Source organism: Rhodoferax sp. (assembly GCF_030646845.1).
GTDB lineage: Bacteria > Pseudomonadota > Gammaproteobacteria > Burkholderiales > Burkholderiaceae_C > Rhodoferax.
In genome coordinates this window covers 1-16,797 of the sequence record NZ_JAUSLE010000051.1, presented here as the reverse complement: position 1 = coordinate 16,797, position 16,797 = coordinate 1, and the positions used below count along the sequence as shown (strand labels likewise).

15 protein-coding genes and 1 riboswitch are annotated in these 16,797 nt (G+C 63.2%); of the genes, 5 read left to right on the top strand and 10 right to left on the bottom strand.

Annotated features, from left to right (window positions below; translation table 11 throughout):
- Nucleotides 1-9 precede the first annotated feature (9 nt).
- The 6 genes from glcE to Q7T10_RS12040 form a co-directional block, all read right to left on the bottom strand.
- Complete coding sequence (gene glcE / locus Q7T10_RS12065) at nucleotides 10-1,152, bottom strand: glycolate oxidase subunit GlcE (protein ID WP_304748488.1); 1,143 nt, start codon at nucleotides 1,150-1,152, stop codon at nucleotides 10-12.
- A gap of 79 nt (nucleotides 1,153-1,231) precedes the next feature.
- Nucleotides 1,232-2,158: an SMP-30/gluconolactonase/LRE family protein gene (locus tag Q7T10_RS12060; RefSeq protein ID WP_304748486.1), complete on the bottom strand. Its 927-nt coding sequence runs from the start codon at nucleotides 2,156-2,158 to the stop codon at nucleotides 1,232-1,234.
- Nucleotides 2,155-3,021 carry an aldose 1-epimerase gene (locus Q7T10_RS12055; protein ID WP_304748485.1) on the bottom strand — a complete coding sequence of 289 codons (867 nt, stop codon included), beginning with the start codon at nucleotides 3,019-3,021 and terminating at the stop codon, nucleotides 2,155-2,157. Before Q7T10_RS12055 ends, Q7T10_RS12060 begins: the two co-directional genes overlap by 4 nt.
- Before the next feature lie 149 nt (nucleotides 3,022-3,170).
- A complete protein-coding gene (locus Q7T10_RS12050; RefSeq protein WP_304748483.1) occupies nucleotides 3,171-4,715 on the bottom strand; it encodes an ammonium transporter in 1,545 nt (514 codons plus the stop codon).
- A gap of 32 nt (nucleotides 4,716-4,747) precedes the next feature.
- Complete coding sequence (gene glnK, locus Q7T10_RS12045) at nucleotides 4,748-5,086, bottom strand: P-II family nitrogen regulator (RefSeq protein WP_296496959.1); 339 nt, start codon at nucleotides 5,084-5,086, stop codon at nucleotides 4,748-4,750.
- A 26-nt stretch (nucleotides 5,087-5,112) separates the two neighbouring features.
- Nucleotides 5,113-5,880: a TorF family putative porin gene (locus Q7T10_RS12040; RefSeq protein ID WP_304748479.1), complete on the bottom strand. Its 768-nt coding sequence runs from the start codon at nucleotides 5,878-5,880 to the stop codon at nucleotides 5,113-5,115.
- Nucleotides 5,881-6,080: 200 nt separating this feature from the next.
- Here Q7T10_RS12040 and Q7T10_RS12035 point away from each other — a divergent pair, with 200 nt between their 5' ends.
- Nucleotides 6,081-7,625: a YifB family Mg chelatase-like AAA ATPase gene (locus tag Q7T10_RS12035; protein WP_304748477.1), complete on the top strand. Its 1,545-nt coding sequence runs from the start codon at nucleotides 6,081-6,083 to the stop codon at nucleotides 7,623-7,625.
- On the opposite strand, the gene Q7T10_RS12030 is transcribed toward Q7T10_RS12035, so the two are convergent.
- Nucleotides 7,599-7,940 carry a hypothetical protein gene (locus Q7T10_RS12030; RefSeq protein ID WP_304748476.1) on the bottom strand — a complete coding sequence of 114 codons (342 nt, stop codon included), beginning with the start codon at nucleotides 7,938-7,940 and terminating at the stop codon, nucleotides 7,599-7,601. The two genes, Q7T10_RS12035 and Q7T10_RS12030, sit on opposite strands and share 27 nt — an antisense overlap.
- 260 nt (nucleotides 7,941-8,200) lie before the next feature.
- Here Q7T10_RS12030 and Q7T10_RS12025 point away from each other — a divergent pair, with 260 nt between their 5' ends.
- Entirely contained in the window at nucleotides 8,201-9,424 is a 1,224-nt protein-coding gene (locus Q7T10_RS12025) for an MFS transporter (RefSeq protein WP_304748474.1), read from the top strand.
- A gap of 47 nt (nucleotides 9,425-9,471) precedes the next feature.
- Here the strand turns inward: Q7T10_RS12025 and Q7T10_RS12020 are convergent, their stop codons facing one another.
- From Q7T10_RS12020 to Q7T10_RS12010, 3 genes are all read right to left on the bottom strand, one after another.
- Nucleotides 9,472-10,185 (bottom strand): glycine zipper 2TM domain-containing protein, encoded by a 714-nt coding sequence (locus Q7T10_RS12020; RefSeq protein ID WP_304748472.1) that lies wholly within the window; start codon nucleotides 10,183-10,185, stop codon nucleotides 9,472-9,474.
- A gap of 145 nt (nucleotides 10,186-10,330) precedes the next feature.
- On the bottom strand, nucleotides 10,331-13,066 hold the full coding sequence (metH, locus tag Q7T10_RS12015) for a methionine synthase (RefSeq protein ID WP_304748470.1): 2,736 nt from the start codon (nucleotides 13,064-13,066) through the stop codon (nucleotides 10,331-10,333).
- Nucleotides 13,067-13,089: 23 nt separating this feature from the next.
- A riboswitch (S-adenosyl-L-homocysteine riboswitch) is annotated at nucleotides 13,090-13,160 on the bottom strand.
- 59 nt (nucleotides 13,161-13,219) lie between these two features.
- Complete coding sequence (locus Q7T10_RS12010; protein WP_304748468.1) at nucleotides 13,220-14,266, bottom strand: homocysteine S-methyltransferase family protein; 1,047 nt, start codon at nucleotides 14,264-14,266, stop codon at nucleotides 13,220-13,222.
- Nucleotides 14,267-14,360: 94 nt separating this feature from the next.
- Here Q7T10_RS12010 and Q7T10_RS12005 point away from each other — a divergent pair, with 94 nt between their 5' ends.
- The 3 genes from Q7T10_RS12005 to Q7T10_RS11995 all read left to right on the top strand — a co-directional run.
- Entirely contained in the window at nucleotides 14,361-15,332 is a 972-nt protein-coding gene (locus tag Q7T10_RS12005) for an HlyD family secretion protein (protein ID WP_304748466.1), read from the top strand.
- Nucleotides 15,329-16,261 (top strand): ABC transporter ATP-binding protein, encoded by a 933-nt coding sequence (locus tag Q7T10_RS12000; RefSeq protein ID WP_304748464.1) that lies wholly within the window; start codon nucleotides 15,329-15,331, stop codon nucleotides 16,259-16,261. The genes Q7T10_RS12005 and Q7T10_RS12000 overlap by 4 nt, the downstream gene beginning before the upstream one ends.
- Nucleotides 16,258-16,797 (top strand): ABC transporter permease (locus tag Q7T10_RS11995; protein WP_304748462.1); only part of this gene is annotated, 540 nt, incomplete at its 3' end. The genes Q7T10_RS12000 and Q7T10_RS11995, both read left to right, overlap by 4 nt.

The following is a 16,797-nucleotide window of genomic DNA, read 5'->3' as shown; positions in this document are numbered from 1 at the left end:
GCGCAGGTATTAAAAGTCGGAATACAGTCGACCTCGGTTGAAGATGCCAGCCGGATCAAACTCGGCTTTCAGCCGCTGGTGAATACGGTCCAGCGGCGGTTTGAGCGGATTAAAACGGCTTTTGGGCCCCGTGTTTCCTGCCTCAGGCGCTATGAAAAGTGTAGCGTTTCCGCCAGCGGCTGCAGCGATCCGGCGCAGCTCCTCCTGCGCCTGCGGGAGCGCCCACAGCCAGCGCTGGCCGCCATGCCACTCAATGAATTGCGCATAGGGCAGATCGAGCACGGGTGCGGTTTGCGGCACCGACAGGCGCCACAGGCCCATTTCTGGCGCGGGGGGACTGAAAAACGGCAGGGTCTGGTCACGGCAAGCCGTCCAGTCGGGGCCAGCGACGGCGTTGTCCATGCGGGTGCCGGGCACATCCCGGGTCATCCTGGCGCAAGCCGCCTCGACGGCGGCGACTGCGCCGCGCAGCCGCACGAACAGCAGTTCAGGATTGCCTGCCGAGGTCGCGTCCCGCACCCAGCAACTGGCGTTCAGCGGCAGCGGTTGCCCACCCCAGCGGTGCAACTGGGCCAGGGCACTGGCCTGGTCCAGCTGATACACCAGCGTGGCCTCAGCCGGGGCCACCGGGAGTACCTTGAGTGAAATCTCGGTCAGCAGCCCGAGCGTTCCCATGGCGCCCACCATCAGGCGCGAGACGTCGTAACCTGCCACGTTTTTCATGACCTGGCCGCCAAAGGTCAGCAGCTCGCCGCGGCCATTGAGCAGGGTGACGCCCAGCACGAAGTCGCGCACAGCCCCGGCATTGGCCCGGGCCGGGCCACTCAGGCCGGTCGCCACCATGCCGCCGCAGGTGCCTGTGCTCTGCGGCGCGCCAGTCCGCGCAAACCGGGGCGGCTCGAACGCGAGGCATTGCCCCCGCTCGGCCAGGGCGGCTTCCAGATCTGCCAGAGGGGTTCCGGCACGTACCGTGACGACCAGTTCACTCGGCTCGTAGCAGGTGATGCCATTCAAGGAGGTGACGTCCAGCAAATCGCCTTGCAGCGATTGGCCATAAAAGTCCTTGGAGCCACCGCCGCGAATTCGCAGTGGCGTGCCGCGGGCAGCGGCATCGCGCACGCGGTCGGAGAGATGCTGAAGGGATGAATCCATCTGGCGATGGTAACGGTGGCCGCTTGCGCTGGCTGTGAAATTTTTGAATGCAGGGTGTTCCAAAAATTTCCAGAAAACCTCAGTCACTGAAGAAATTCACCGGCAATCCCGGCACGTCCATCCGCATGGAGAAAACGCAGCCGGACAGGGGCATGTCCGCCAGTTCCGCCGCACTGCGCTTGTGCCGGGCAGTGGTGAGATAGAGCGTCCTCAGGTCATCATCGCCAAAACACGGCATCGTCGGACATTGCGCCGGCGTGGGGATGTCGGCCAGTATGTCTCCCGCGGGGCTGAGCTTGAGAAGGCGGCGCCCTTCATACATGGCCACGAAGTAATTGCCTTGCACGTCCACTGCCGCACCGTCCGGGCGCCCGCCGTAACCTGCCATGCCGTATTGCCAGTCTTGCGGTTTCGCCGGGAACTGATGAAATACGCGCGGCGCCGACATGACGTTGCTGGTTTCGTCCCAGTCCCAGGCGCGAATGATGTGGTTCGGCGTGTCAGACCAATAAACCGTTTTCCGGTCAGGGGACCAAGCCAGCCCGTTGGCCGTGATGGCATTGTCCGCCTTGAGTTCCACTTGGGGCCGGCCGCCCTGGCGGCAGTCAATCGAGAATAACGCCGCCTTGCGGGCGTCGCGTGGCTCGTACATGGTGCCCACCCAAAAGCGGCCGCAAGGGTCGCATTTGCCGTCATTGAAGCGGGTGGTTGTCGTGTCGTGGGCAAACGGCACCAGCAGTTGCAGCGCGCTGCCCCAGGTGCGAGCGCGGTAGATGCCGTCGCGCAGCGCAATCACCAGGCCGCCCTGCCTGGCCGGCGCGATGCAGCCGGGCTCCAGCGCGTGCGGGGCTGTCATCAGCCAGCTTTCTGTCGGGCCTGTGGCGCCGCAAGTGCGCATGATCTTCTTGCCCGGAATATCGACCCAATACAGCATTTGCTCCTGGGGGTGCCAGAACGGGGATTCGCCCAGCTCGCAGGGCTGTGTGGTCACGGCCTGCCAGCTCATTTGACCCGCTCCACATGAATGCTCATTTCGGCGGACATCGATTCACCCGGTTGCAGCACGCGTACCCCCAGTTCGTTGGCGCTGGCGCTGGTCATGGTCATCAGGTTGATGGCATTGGTGACATGGCTCACGGGCTCGATCGTCACGACGTCGCGCGAGGAACGGGTGAACACCACGAGGCGATTCAAGTTGGAGCTGACGCGGGTGTACAGCTGTTCATCGCGCAGGTGTACCACGCCAGGCCAGCCGTCAAAGCAGTGGTCCACATCCAGGACGGCACAATCGGCGTCCAGGCCGTGTGCCTCGACGCGGTGGGTGGGTAGCTTGTCGGCGCTCATCTCCCAGCGACCCGTGGCCTCGAAGGAAATCCGGCTGCGCGCCCGCTTGACGAAGCAGGGATGCCATCCCAACCCAACGGGGGCGGCCACTGCAGACTGGTTGGTGATGCTCAGGCTCAGCTCCAGCTCGCTCGCGCTGAGCCGAAATGCCTGTGAAGTATCAAAGGCGAATGGCCAGGCATCGTCGGGCTTGTGTTCATAGGACAGCAGGGCAAAGTGGGCATCGGCTTCCAGCACGGTCCAGGGCCGCTGCCAGCCCACACCGTGAATGGAATGGGGTTCGTCGCCGCCGGTTTGCACCAGCGGGTGGCTGGTGCCGTCCCATTTGAGGGTGGCGTGCGCCATGCGGTTTGAAAACGGCACCAGCGGGTAGCTGCCCGACTGGCGAGCTGTGGTCAGTGCGCGGGCAGGGGTGGAACGCAGCACCGGGATGTCGTCCAGCCACAGACCGGCGATGGACCCGCCAAGACCCGGCGCGATTTCGCAACGAAAATTGTCACAGGAAAGCTCGATGGCGGACGTCATGGTGTGGGGTCTCCTTGGGGGCATTGTGCACCGCCCACAGGTGAAAAAAAACCCACCGGAGCCAAAAGCTCGGGTGGGTAAAGACCTTGGAGTAACAGGGAATGACGCGGGCTGCTGCGGCACCCGTGGGCACCGCAGCATGGCCCTGCCTAACGGCTGTAGGCCGTTTCGCCGTGGGAGGTGATGTCCAGGCCTTCGCGCTCGTCTTCTTCGCTCACCCGCAGGCCGATGGTCAGGTCCACCGCCTTGTAGGCAATGAAGGACACCACACCGGACCACACCACGGTGATCAGGACCGCCTTGAGCTGGATCCAGACCTGGAAGAGGATGGAGTAATCCGCTGCCGTCACCATGGTCGCCGTGACCCAGTCGGCCACGTAGCCGGGGCCGCCCAGGCTTGGCGAATTGAACACACCCGTCAGCAGTGCGCCGAGGATACCGCCGATGCCATGCACGCCGAACACGTCGAGCGAGTCGTCCGCACCCAGCATCTTCTTCAGGCCATTGACACCCCAGAGGCAGGCGAAGCCGGCCACCAGGCCAATGATCAGGCCGCCGCCGATACCGACATTGCCGGCTGCTGGCGTGATTGCCACCAGACCTGCCACCGCGCCGGAAGCTGCGCCCAGCATCGAAGCCTTGCCGCGCATCAGCGCTTCACCGACACACCAGGCCAGCACCGCGGCTGCCGTGGCACCCAGCGTGTTGATGAAGGCCAGGGCCGCGAAGCCGTTCGCTTCCAGGGCGGAACCGGCGTTGAAGCCGAACCAGCCCACCCACAGCAGGGCGGAGCCCACCATGGTCAGTGTCAGGCTGTGAGGCGCCATGGTTTCCCTGCCGTAGCCGATACGCTTGCCCACCATGTAGGCGCCGACCAGACCGGCCACGGCGGCGTTGATGTGCACCACGGTGCCGCCGGCGAAATCAAGTGCACCCGACTGCCAGATGTACCCGGCTTTGGAAGTCATTTCGTCAACCACGCCTGCCGCGGTGTAGGCATCCGGACCCATCCAGAACCACACCATGTGTGCCATCGGTGCATAGCTGAAGGTGAACCAGATGACCATGAACATCAGCACGGCAGAGAACTTCATCCGTTCGGCAAAGGCGCCGACGATCAGGGCACAGGTGATGCCGGCAAAGGTGGCCTGGAAGGCTGCGAAGATGATTTCAGGAATCACAACACCCTTGCTGAAGGTGGCTGCATTGGCAAAGGTTCCGGCAGCGTTGTCCCAGACACCTTTCATGAACAGCCGGTCGAAGCCGCCGAAGAAGGCGTTGCCTTCGGTGAAGGCCAGGCTGTAGCCGTAGATGAACCAGAGCACCACGATCATCGAGAAGGTGACCATGACCTGCATCAGCACCGACAGCATGTTCTTGCTGCGGACCAGGCCGCCGTAGAACAGCGCCAGGCCGGGGATGGTCATCAGGATCACCAGCATAGTCGAGACCATCATCCAGGCGGTATCACCCTTGTTGGGCACCGGGGCAGCCGGTGCTGCAGCGGCTGCCGGAGCGGCTGCTGCAGCGACAACCGGGGCTGCAGCAGGGGCTTCCGGTGCCGCTGCGTCAGCGGGCTTGGCTTCAGCCGGGGCAGAGGCGGCGGGTGCCGCTTCGGGAGCCTGTGCCAATGCGGCTGTGCCACAGAAGAGCAGACTCAAACCCAGGGTAAGGGAGGCAAGTAGTTTTTTCATGTCAGTGTTCTCATGTCAGTTGGACGAGGGCCTTACAGCGCTTCCTTGCCGGTCTCGCCGGTGCGGATGCGGACGACTTGCTCGAGGTTGTAGACAAAGATCTTGCCGTCGCCAATCTTGCCGGTGCGGGCTGCGCCCTCCACCGCTTCGATGACCCGGTCCACCAGTTCGTCGGAAATGGCGGCTTCGATCTTGACCTTGGGCAAAAAGTCCACCACGTACTCGGCGCCCCGGTACAACTCGGTGTGGCCTTTTTGACGGCCGAAGCCCTTGACTTCCGTTACGGTAATTCCCTGCACGCCGATGGCGGAGAGCGCTTCGCGCACCTCGTCCAGCTTGAAGGGCTTAATGATCGCGGTTACGAGTTTCATGAGTGCTCCTCAGATTGAATCGGTGATCAGAAGCTGTATTTCACGCCCACCACCACGGTGCTCTTGCCCAAATTGTCGCGTGGCGCGACTTTGTAAAAAGCATCTTTGGCGTCGGTACCAATGGCCGCTATGGAGGCTGTCAGGCCGTTGCCAAAATCCTTGGTCAGAGTCAGCGAGTAGTCGGTGTAGTCGCCTGCGTCATTGGCCTGGTTCGGAATGGTCTGGCGACCGACGTGTGGCGTCAATGTGAAGCCGCTGCCGAGGTCAAAGTTGGCAGCCACTTCAAAATACTGGCTGCCGGAACTGTTGCTGTTGGCGATGAAGTTGCTGACGCTGCGGCTGTACTTGGCTGTGAACATGCTATAGGTCAAGGCGCCGTAGACCTCGGTGGTATTCGCGTTCACGAAGCCGGCCACGTCTGCCGCGGTGTTGCTCGGGTACTGGTAGCCGATGACGCCGATATCAAACGCGACATCCTTGGTGAGGGCACCTTTGAAGCCGCCGTACAGGTCAACTTCAAGCGAGCCGTCGGTGGCACCAACGTAGTCTTTGATCCATTTGATGTTGGAGCCCCAGACGCCCAGATAAAAACCGCTCTTGTGCGCAAAGTCAACACCTGCCTGCAGCGCCGGGTCGAACGAGGCTTGCGAGATACCGCGGAAGCGGTAGTCGCTGGTGACGCCCACGTTGTACGACAGCGTGTAGTCAGGCTCGGGCGCTGTGGTTTGCGCCATGGCGGCCGTGCCGGCAAGCAATGTGGACAGGACAAGTGCGGATGTTGCTTTCAATTTCATGGGGTTCTCCAGGTGAGTTAAGGGACGAGAGCAATAAGCACAGACCGTGCCAAAGCTGGCCTGGCTGGCTGATGCGTCACGGTGCACCGATTGAGCAGGCCTGCGTTAAGATGTCTGTATATAAATACAGTAAACACCATGTTGGTGCGCACTGGGTCGATGCTGGTTTTCCCGGTGCACCTTTTTGGAGAGGATCCCTCATGAGTTTGTCTTTGGTGCAAAGCCGAGCCCTGTTGGGGCTGGAGGCCGCGGCGGTCACAGTGGAAGTGCACCTGGCCAATGGCCTGCCCAGTTTCACGCTGGTGGGTTTGGCGGATGTAGAGGTCAAGGAAGCCCGGGAGCGCGTGCGCTCGGCCATCCAGAACTCGGGGCTGGAGTTTCCGCACAACAAGCGCATCACCGTGAACCTGGCGCCCGCCGACCTGCCCAAGGACTCCGGTCGCTTTGACTTGCCAATTGCGCTGGGTATTCTGGCTGCCAGTGGACAGATCGATGCGGCGCGGCTGGCTGGCCACGAATTCGCCGGGGAACTGTCTCTGTCAGGCGAATTGCGCCCGGTCCGCGGCGCGCTGGCCATGAGTCTGGCCCTGCACGCGGGCCAGGTCGTGACCGAACTGGTGCTGCCCCCCGACAGCGCTGAAGAGGCCGCGTTGGTGCCGGATGCCCAGGTCTACAGCGCCCGGCACTTGCTGGACGTGGTTCGTCATTTTTTGCCGCAGGTCGCAGACGCCCCGCCGCCAGAGCCCGCACCCGGCTGGTCGCGTGTCACGGCGACGTTGAAGGCCAATACCGTCCAATACCCTGATCTGGCCGATGTGAAAGGCCAACTCGGTGCGAAGCGGGCGCTGGAGATCGCCGCGGCGGGCGGTCACAGTCTGTTGCTGATGGGGCCGCCTGGGTCGGGCAAGTCCATGCTGGCGCAGCGCTTTTCGGGCCTCCTGCCCGCCATGACGACGGACGAAGCCCTGCAAAGTGCGGCGGTGGCCAGTCTGGGTGGCCGTTTTTCGCTGGATCGCTGGGCCCAGCGCCCAACGTGCAGCCCGCACCACACCGCCAGCGCCGTGGCCCTGGTGGGCGGCGGCTCGCCGCCGCGGCCGGGAGAGATTTCACTGGCGCACCATGGTGTGCTGTTCCTCGATGAACTTCCCGAGTTCCCCCGCGCCGCGCTGGAGGCCCTGCGGGAGCCGCTGGAGTCGGGCACCATCACGATTTCGCGGGCAGCACGGCGAGCGGAGTTTCCGGCGCGCTTTCAGTTGATCGGGGCGATGAATCCATGCCCCTGCGGCTACCTGGGGTCGGCACAAAAGGCCTGCCGCTGCACGCCCGACCAGGTGTCACGCTACCAGAGCAAGCTGAGCGGCCCGCTGATTGACCGCATCGACCTGCACGTGGAAGTGCCTACCGTCTTGCCGGCTGATCTGCTGCGAGCGACTCCGGGCGAGTCAACCGCTGCGATTCGCGAGCGCTGTACGGTGGCCCGCGAGCGCGCGGTGCAGCGCCAGGGCAAGGCAAACCAAGCGCTGCAGGGCCAGGAAATCGATGCGTATGTGTTGCTGGACGAGGCAGCCGTCAAATTCCTGAATATCGCCGCCACCCGCCTGGGTTGGTCAGCCCGCAGCACGCACCGCGCGCTGAAAGTGGCCCGCACCATTGCCGATCTGGCAGATGCGCGCACGACGCAGGTCACGCACGTGGCAGAGGCCCTTCAATACCGGCGATCACTTGCCCAGACGGTTGGGACGTGACCTCTGGGCCGAAGGCAACAGGCCGCTGAACATGTCAGTGATGGTCACAAGTTGTGCCTTTGCGGCAGATTCCCCGAGCAGGCCGGCCAGCAAAATCATCATTTCGGTGCGCAGATACCAGAGCGCCTGAATGTCTGGCGCATACAGTATCCGAGCCCATACCCGTGTGAGGTGGTGGCTTTCACCGAGGCTGGCAAGACTGTCCAGCATCGCCTGGCGGATCTCCTTGATGCGGCTTTCTGGATTTGGATCCGGCACAGGGTCACCAAACAGGCTCATCAGGCTGGAGGCAAATTTTGATTTTTTCCAACTCATGATTGTTTATTTAGCAAGTGTTGCGGAGCTACGACGCGCCTGCACACCGTACAACCGCGAAGCGGGAGGGTGTTTGCGTTATCGCAATGAAGAGCTTGGATTGAACCATCAAGGCGCCTTGCCAGTCGTATCATTTCGTGATGACATGTAACGGGCAGTTTACAGGTTTCTGCGTTTGCTACGAAATTAATAGCTGACCGTGACCGTTCGACGGGAGGTTGGGCCACCATTTGGTGCGCCCTATTTGCCATAATCCACCCATGAAAACCCCTGTCCAACACGATGGCCGCCTTGTCGGCTGGCTGTCGCTGGCGCAGCTGATCAGCTGGGGCAGCGTTTTTTACACTTTCTCACTGGTGATGGAGCCGGTGGAGCTTGAGTTGGGGTTGAGCCGGGCCCAGTCGTCGCTGGCATTCAGTCTGGCCTTGCTGGTCGAGGGCTTGCTGGCGTATCCGGTGGGGCGCTGGATTGACCGCGGCCATGAGCGTGTCGTGATGACGGCGGGTTCAGTGCTGGCAGGAGTTTGTCTGGTGCTGCATGGCCATGTGACCGGAGTGATCGGGTTCTATTGTGTTTGGGCTGGATTGGGCGCGGCAATGGCCGCCATTTTGTATTCGCCGGCCTTTGCGGTGGTAACTCGCCGTTTCCCCAATGACTTTCGCCGTGCCATCATCACCATGACTTTTCTGGGTGGACTGGCCAGCACGGTGTTTATTCCGCTCACCGCGTGGCTGATGGCGACCTGGGGCTGGCGGCACGCGCTGTTCAGCCTGGCGGCGCTTCATCTGCTGGTGTGCGCGCCCCTGCATGCGCTTACCCTGCGCGGGGCGCCCCGTCCCTTGACGTCAGTTCCGTCCGATGCCAGGGACGCGCCCAAAGGGGTGGCCCACTTCATTCTCAGCGCCCCTTTTCTGCTCATTGGGGTGTTTGTTGTCCTGATGATGGCGGTGACGGTAGCGCTGCCGGCGCACATGGTCAGTCTGCTGCGGGAAAACGGCATGAGCGAGACCTGGGTGATTGCCATTCCCGCCAGCATTGGTGTCATTCAGGTCTTGGGTCGGCTGCTGCTGTACTTCTTTGAGCACCACTTCGACCTGCATCTGGCCAACCGGCTGATCCCTTGCCTGATTCCGCTGGGACTGATTGCCCTGCTGGTGGCACCCTTGTCCGCTGAAGGACAAATCTGGGCTGTGATCCTGTTTGTGGCGCTGTACGGCATGGGCAATGGCATGCTCACCATCGTCAAGGGGACGGCCATGGCGCAGTACGTGAACCGTGACCATGTGGCCAGTCTGAACGGGGCGCTGGGCGTGCCGCTGGCGCTGGCACGCGCGGCAGCGCCCATTTCGCTGGGCCTGTTGTGGACATCAGAGGTCGGCTACACCCGCGGCGTATGGCTGTTGCTGGTTCTCAGCCTGGTGGGTGTGGGCGCGTTGATGCTCGCACAGCGGCTGTCTCTGGCCCGCCGGCTTGGGCCGGCCTGAACCGCGGCGACCGCCGCTCACGGTCCGCTGATGCTGCGTCTGCTGGCTTACCGGCCGGCAGCTAGCAGGGCATTGCCCTCGACCACGACCTTGGCCCCGATCGCGGTGGGTGTCGCTTGCTCAAAAGTGCGTGTGCTGCCGTCTTCCATATGCACCTGCACCTGGTACACGGTTTCTTTCTTCATCTTCTTCTCGACGGTGTTGCCGGCGATGCCGCCACCCACGGCACCCAGGATAGTGGCGAGCGTCTTGCCGTTGCCACCGCCCACCTGGTTGCCAACGACTGCGCCGAGGACCCCGCCCGTCACGGCACCGATACCGCCAGCCGTGCCGTCACGCTGGATCGGTGTCACGGACTGAACCGTGCCGCAGTTGCCGCAGACCGGCCTGGCCACCTGGACTGTGGGTTGATAGACGGCGGGCGCAGGTTGGTATGCCTTGTTTGCTACAGATTTTGTAGCTGCTGGCGCATGATTCGCGGGGGCTGCAGCCTTGTTTGATCTTGAGCCCTTGCTGCTGTCGGTCGGCAGTGCGGCGGCGGGCAGGGATTGCGGTAGCGGCGCGGACGGAACACTCACAGCCTGCGTCGAGGCGGGTGCCGTGGCGGCGAGCATGGCGGCACGGGGTTCCTCGGGCCGGGTCTGCATGCGAATCAGGGTTGCACCCATGGCCAGCACGGCGATACCGAGGACGCCCACGGCAGCCCACAGCGGTTTGTTGACAGAGGACGCTGTCCTGGAAGGTTCAAAGGTCGCGCTCATGAAATGTATTCCTTGGCAAAGACCCGAAATGAGTCTGGATTGGTCAGCGGCAGTTACGCAACTAGTCATCACGTAACGCCTGACAGATCCAAAAGTAAACCAGATACTGCAAAGCAGCATGTCCAGTTTGTAACGGCAGGTAAACCTACAAGTTCGGTGCCAACAGCCGCTGCAGCGCCTGCTCGTTCATGCGCCGTCGCGCCGCCAGGTCTTTCAGCTGGTCGTCCCCGATCTTACCGACGCTGAAATAAGTGCTGTCGGGATGTCCGAGGTAGAAGCCGCTCACGCTCGCCGCCGGTGTCATCGCCATGCTGTCGGTGACGCTCATGCCGATTTCTTCGCATTGCAGCAAGTTGAACATGTCTTTCTTGACGCTGTGGTCGGGGCAGGCCGGGTAGCCCGGCGCGGGGCGAATGCCCTTGTACTTCTCGGCAATCAGGTCGTCCGGCCCTAGCGCCTCCTGCGACGCATAGCCCCACAGGTCGGTGCGCACGCGGTGGTGCAGGCACTCGGCAAAGGCCTCGGCCAGCCGGTCGGCCAGTGACTTGAGCATGATGGCCGAGTAGTCATCGTGGTCGTCCTCAAAGTATTTCTCCTTTTTGTCGACCCCAATGCCGGCTGTTACCGCGAACACCCCGGCGTAGTCGGGCGCCACGCCTTTCGGTGCGACAAAATCGGCTAGGCAGCGGCTGGGGCGCATCACGCCGTCGATCACCTGTTTCTCGGTCTGTTGGCGCAGGCCATACCAGGTCATCGCCACCTCAGTGCGGGATTCATCGGTGTAGAACTCGATGTCGTCGTCATTCACCGAATTGGCCGGGTACAAGCCGATCACGGCATTGGCAGTGAGCCAGCGGCCCTCGATGAGGCGCTTGAGCATGCGCTGCCCGTCGGCATAGACCCGCACCGCCTCGGTGCCGACAATCTCATCCTTCAGAATGGCCGGAAACGGCCCGGCCAGGTCCCAGGTCTGGAAGAACGGGCCCCAGTCAATAAAGCGGGCCAGCTCGTTCAGGTCAAAGTTCTTGAAGACGCGGCGACCCAGAAACTTCGGCCGTGTCGGCGTGTAGTGGCTCCAGTCAATCGGCGTCTTGTTGGCCCGCGCTTTCGACAGTGGCCACAAGGGCGTCTGCTTCTTGTTGGCGTGCTGCTGGCGCACCCGTTCGTAATCGGTATTGAGTTCCGCGATGTACTGGGCGGCCTGGTCGGAGAGCAGGCCTTGCGCCACGCTCACGCTGCGCGAGGCATCGGGCACATAGACCACCGGGCCCTCGTAGTGCGGCGCAATCTTGACGGCCGTGTGCACGCGCGAGGTGGTGGCGCCGCCGATCATGAGCGGAATCTTGCGGATGCGGAAGTGGTCGTCCTTCTGCATCTCGCCGGCCACGTACTGCATCTCCTCCAGGCTGGGGGTGATCAGGCCGGAGAGGCCCACAATGTCGGCGCCCTCCACCTTGGCGCGGGCCAGAATCTCGTGGCAGGGCACCATCACGCCCATGTTGACCACGTCAAAGTTATTGCACTGGAGCACGACGGTGACGATGTTCTTGCCGATGTCGTGCACATCGCCCTTGACGGTGGCAATGATGATCTTGCCCTTGGTGCGCACGTCGCGGCCGGCCGCCTCGTCCAGGCGTTTTTCTTCCTCGATGTAAGGAATCAGGTGTGCCACCGCCTGTTTCATCACCCGCGCGCTCTTGACCACCTGCGGCAGGAACATCTTGCCCTGGCCAAACAGATCGCCCACGATGTTCATGCCCGCCATTAGCGGGCCTTCGATCACGTGCAGCGGCCGCCCACCCTTGGCCAGAATGGCCTGGTAGGCTTCTTCCGTGTCTTCGGTGATGAAATCGGTCACGCCGTGCACCATGGCGTGGCTCAGGCGCTGCTCCACCGTGGCCGGGTGCTCCGCGGTGCCGCGCCATTCCAGCTTTTTGCTCTCGTCCTTGGCCGCGCCCTTGGCGTTCTCCGCGATCTCGACCAGACGCTCGCCCGCATCAGGGCGCCGGTTCAGCACCACATCCTCCACCCGCTCGCGCAGTTCGGGCTCCAGGTCGTCGTACACCCCGACCATGCCGGCGTTGACGATGCCCATGTCCATGCCCGCCTGAATGGCGTGGTACAAAAACACGGTGTGAATCGCCTCGCGCACCGGATCGTTGCCGCGGAAACTGAAAGAGACATTCGACACGCCGCCCGACACCTTGGCGCCCGGCAGGTTCTGCTTGATCCAGCGCGTGGCGTTGATGAAGTCGACCGCGTAGTTGTTGTGCTCTTCAATGCCGGTGGCAATGGCGAAGATGTTGGGGTCGAAGATGATGTCTTCCGCCGGGAAGTCCACCTCGTCCACCAGGATGCGGTAGGCGCGCGCGCAAATTTCGATCTTGCGCTGGTAGGTGTCGGCCTGGCCCTGCTCGTCAAAGGCCATTACCACGGCCGCCGCACCATAACGCCGCAATAGCTTGGCCTGCTGCTTGAAGGGCAGGACGCCTTCCTTCATGCTGATCGAGTTGACGATGCCCTTGCCCTGCACGCAGCGCAGCCCGGCCTCGATCACGCTCCACTTGGAAGAGTCGATCCTGATCGGCACGCGCGAGATATCGGGCTCGCTGGCGATCAGGTTCAGGAAGCGCACCATGGCGGCCTGGCTGTCCAGCATGGCCTCGTCCATGTTGATGTCGATGATCTGAGCGCCGTTTTCCACCTGCTGGCGCGCCACGGCCAGCGCCTGCTCAAACTCACCGTTCAGGATCATGCGAGCGAAGGCCTTGGAGCCGGTCACATTGGTGCGTTCACCAATGTTGACAAACAGCGAGTCGGCGCCAATGCTCACCGGCTCCAGGCCGGACAACTTCATGGGGGGAACAACGATATCGGACATGCGTCTCACCTGTGGTTACAAGATTCAGGTGAGCGTCGTTGGGAACATCCAAGCCTGACGGGCCTTCTGACCCACTGCAACGCTCCTTGGATGACAAGGATTTTAAGGGCTTTGCGCCCATCCCGCCCAAGACGCGGGGATGGGCCGGCCGAATCAGGCCGCTTCTTTGTAGAAAAAAGACTTTTGTAGCACGCGACCGGGCAACGGCGCCACTGCGTCACGGATCGCGCTGATGTGTTCGGGCGTGGTGCCGCAGCAGCCGCCGACGATGTTGACCAGCCCTTCGGCGGCAAATTCGTGCAGCAGGCGGCTGGTGTCGGCCGGGGTTTCGTCAAAGCCGGTGTCGCTCATCGGGTTGGGCAGGCCGGCATTGGGGTAGCAGCTGATGAAGGTGTCCGGCGCCACGCGGGCCAGTTCCTGGATGTAGGGCCGCATCAGCGCCGCACCCAGGGCGCAGTTCAGCCCGATGGCCAAGGGTTGGGCGTGGCGCACGCTGTACCAGAAGGCGGTGACCGTCTGGCCGCTCAGAATGCGCCCGGAGGCATCGGTCACAGTGCCGCTGATGATCAGGGGCAAACGCTCGCCCGAGGTTTCAAAGTATTCATCGATGGCGAACAGCGCGGCCTTGGCGTTGAGCGTGTCAAAAATGGTTTCCACCAGCAGCACGTCGCTGCCACCTTCTACCAGCGCCTGGACCTGTGCGTAGTAGGCGGCGCGCAGCTGCTCAAAGTTCACATTGCGGGCGCCAGGGTCGTTCACATCCGGGCTGATGCTGGCGGTTTTGGGGGTGGGCCCGAGGGCGCCCAGCACAAAGCGCGGGTGCTCCGGGGTGGAGAACTTGGCGCAGGCGGCGCGGGCCAGTTGGGCCGAGGCGAAGTTCATCTCGAACGCCAGTTCGGCCATGTCGTAATCGGCTTGCGCCACGCTGGTGGCGCCGAAGGTATTGGTTTCGATCAGGTCGGCGCCGGCGGCCAGGTAGCGCTCATGGATGTCGCGGATGACATCCGGGCGTGTCAGGCTCAGCAGCTCGTTGTTGCCTTTCACATCCTTGTGAAAGTCCTTGAAACGCTCACCCCGGTACTGGGCTTCGTTGAGCTTGAAGCGCTGGATCATGGTGCCCATGGCGCCGTCCAGAATCAGGATGCGTTTTGCCAGCAGGTCGGGCAGGGCTTGGGCGCGGGTATAGTGAAGTGGTTTCATAGCGCTGGTATTGTAAAAACATTGCTGGTCCGCATGCCCGCGCGGTGTTTCTCCCGCCCGGCACGCCCTTGCCGAGAGTTGAAAGAATCCCAAAATGCGTTGTTTCAACACCTGTCTTGCCTTGTTACTCACGCCCCTGCTGCTGGCGGGTTGTCAGCCGAAGCCGACGCCGGGCTGGTCGGGTTATGGGGAGGGGGACTACGTTTATGTGTCCTCGCAATTGGGTGGCACCCTGACGCAATTGAATGTGCGCAGCGGAGATCAGGCGACCCAAGGCATGCCCTTGTTTGCGCTGGAAGCCGAAAACGAGCAAGCTGCGCGAAGTGAGGCCGATGCCCGGCTGGTGCGTGCCAACGCCCAGCTCGCCAATGCGGCCAAGGGCAAGCGCAGCGACGAAATTGCGGTGATTCAGGCCCAGCTCAGCCAAGCTCGCGCCCAAGCCAGGCTCAACGCAGACGCTTTGGCACGCGAGGAGCAGTTGGTCAAGCAGGGCTTTGTCTCCGAGGCGCGGCGCGATGACCTGCGCACCGCACAGGCCCAGAGTGCTGCCCGGATGGACGAGCTGGCGGCGCAGTTGCGGGTGGCGCAATTGCCAGCCCGCGTCGATGAGCGTGCCGCCGCGGCTGCCGACACCGAAGCCGCGCGGCAATCGGTGCGCCAGTTGGCTTGGCGCGAGGCGCAAAAATCCCGCACCGCGCCGGTAGACGGGTTGGTGACGGATACCTTCTTTCGCGTGGGCGAGTCGGTGCCTGCGGGGCAGCCGGTGCTGGCTCTGTTGCCGCCCGGTCATATCAAAGTGCGTTTTTTTGTGCCAGAAAGTGCCATGGGCAGTCTTCAGGTCGGCGCTGCGGTCAACATTGTGTGCGACGGTTGCGCGGGGCCGATCCCGGCCAGAATTTCCTTCATCTCGAATCGGGCAGAGTACACGCCACCGGTCATTTATTCCAACGCGCAACGGGCCAAACTGGTGTTCATGGTCGAGGCGCGACCCAGCGCCAGTGACGCTGCCCGGCTTAAACCCGGGCAACCGGTGGAGGTGCTGCCGGTGGCCGGAGCCACGCCGTGACACGAGCGGTTGACGTCACCGGCCTGACCAAGCGCTATGGTGGGCGCGCTGTGGTGGACAATTTGTCGATCCAGCTGGAAACCGGGCGCATTTGCGGCTTTCTGGGGCCCAACGGCAGTGGCAAAACCACCACCATCCGCATGCTGTGCGGGCTGCTGACCCCCGACAGCGGCGCCGGCACCTGTCTGGGGCTGGACATCATCACCCAGGCGGCGCAGATCAAGCGCCAGGTCGGTTACATGACCCAGCGTTTTGGCTTGTACGAAGACCTGACGATTCGCGAAAACCTGGACTTTGTGGCCCGCCTGTTCGAGCTGCCGCAGCGCAAGCAGGTGGTGGACCTGACGCTGGAGCGGTTGGGTTTGACAGCGCGCCAACGCCAGCTGGCCGGCGCCCTGTCCGGCGGCTGGAAACAGCGCCTGGCCCTCGCCGCCTGCCTGTTGCATGAGCCGCGCCTGCTGTTGCTCGACGAGCCCACCGCCGGGGTTGACCCCAAAGCGCGGCGCGACTTTTGGGACGAAATCCACCGGCTGGCCGCGCGGGGCATCACCGTGCTGGTGTCGACGCATTACATGGACGAAGCGGCCCGCTGCCACGAACTGATGTACATCGCCAACGGCCAGGTGCTGACGCGCGGCACGCAGGCCGACATCATCAACCGTGCGGGCCTGGCCGTGTGGTCCGTCGCCGGCGAGCACCTGGAGACGCTGGTGGCGCCGATCAAGGCGCTGCCCGGCGTGCTCAGCGTCTCGGCGTTTGGCAATACCCTGCATGTGGCCGGCCTTGACCCGGCGCTGCTGGAGGCCTCTCTCGCCCCTTACCAGGCGCGGCCTGAGATGCAGTTGACGCCTGCCCAGGCGGATCTGGAAGATGTGTTCATCAGCTTGATGGACCAGGCCCCGGACACTGACCGGGGCGCGGCAACATGAGTGCCTCTTTCTCCTTCGCGCGGGTGGCGGCCATCCTCATCAAGGAATTCCAGCAGATGCTGCGCGAGCGCCTGACCTTTGCCATGGCCATTGGCGTGCCGGTCATGCAACTGATCCTGTTTGGCTACGCCATCAACAACGACCCCAAGGGTCTGCCGACCGCGCTGGTGGCCTATGACAGCGGGTCGCTGGCACGCAGCCTGGTGGCCGCGGTCCAGAATACCGGCTACTTCCACATCGTGGCCCAGCCGGCCACCGAGGTGCAGGCCGAGCGCCTGCTGGAAACCGGCGAGGTCCAGTTCGTGCTGGCGATTCCGCCCGATTTCTCCAGGCGCTTGGTGCGGGGCGAGAAACCCGCCGTGCTGGTGGCGGTGGACGCGACCGACCCCTCCGCTGCCAGCAACGCCATCGCCGCGCTGGGGCAAATCACGCCGCTGGCGCTGGCGCACGACCTCAAGGGTGCGCTGGCCGGGCTGCAGCCGCGTGAGCCGCCGTTCGAGCTGCGCATTCACCGCCGCTACAACCCCGAAGGCCTG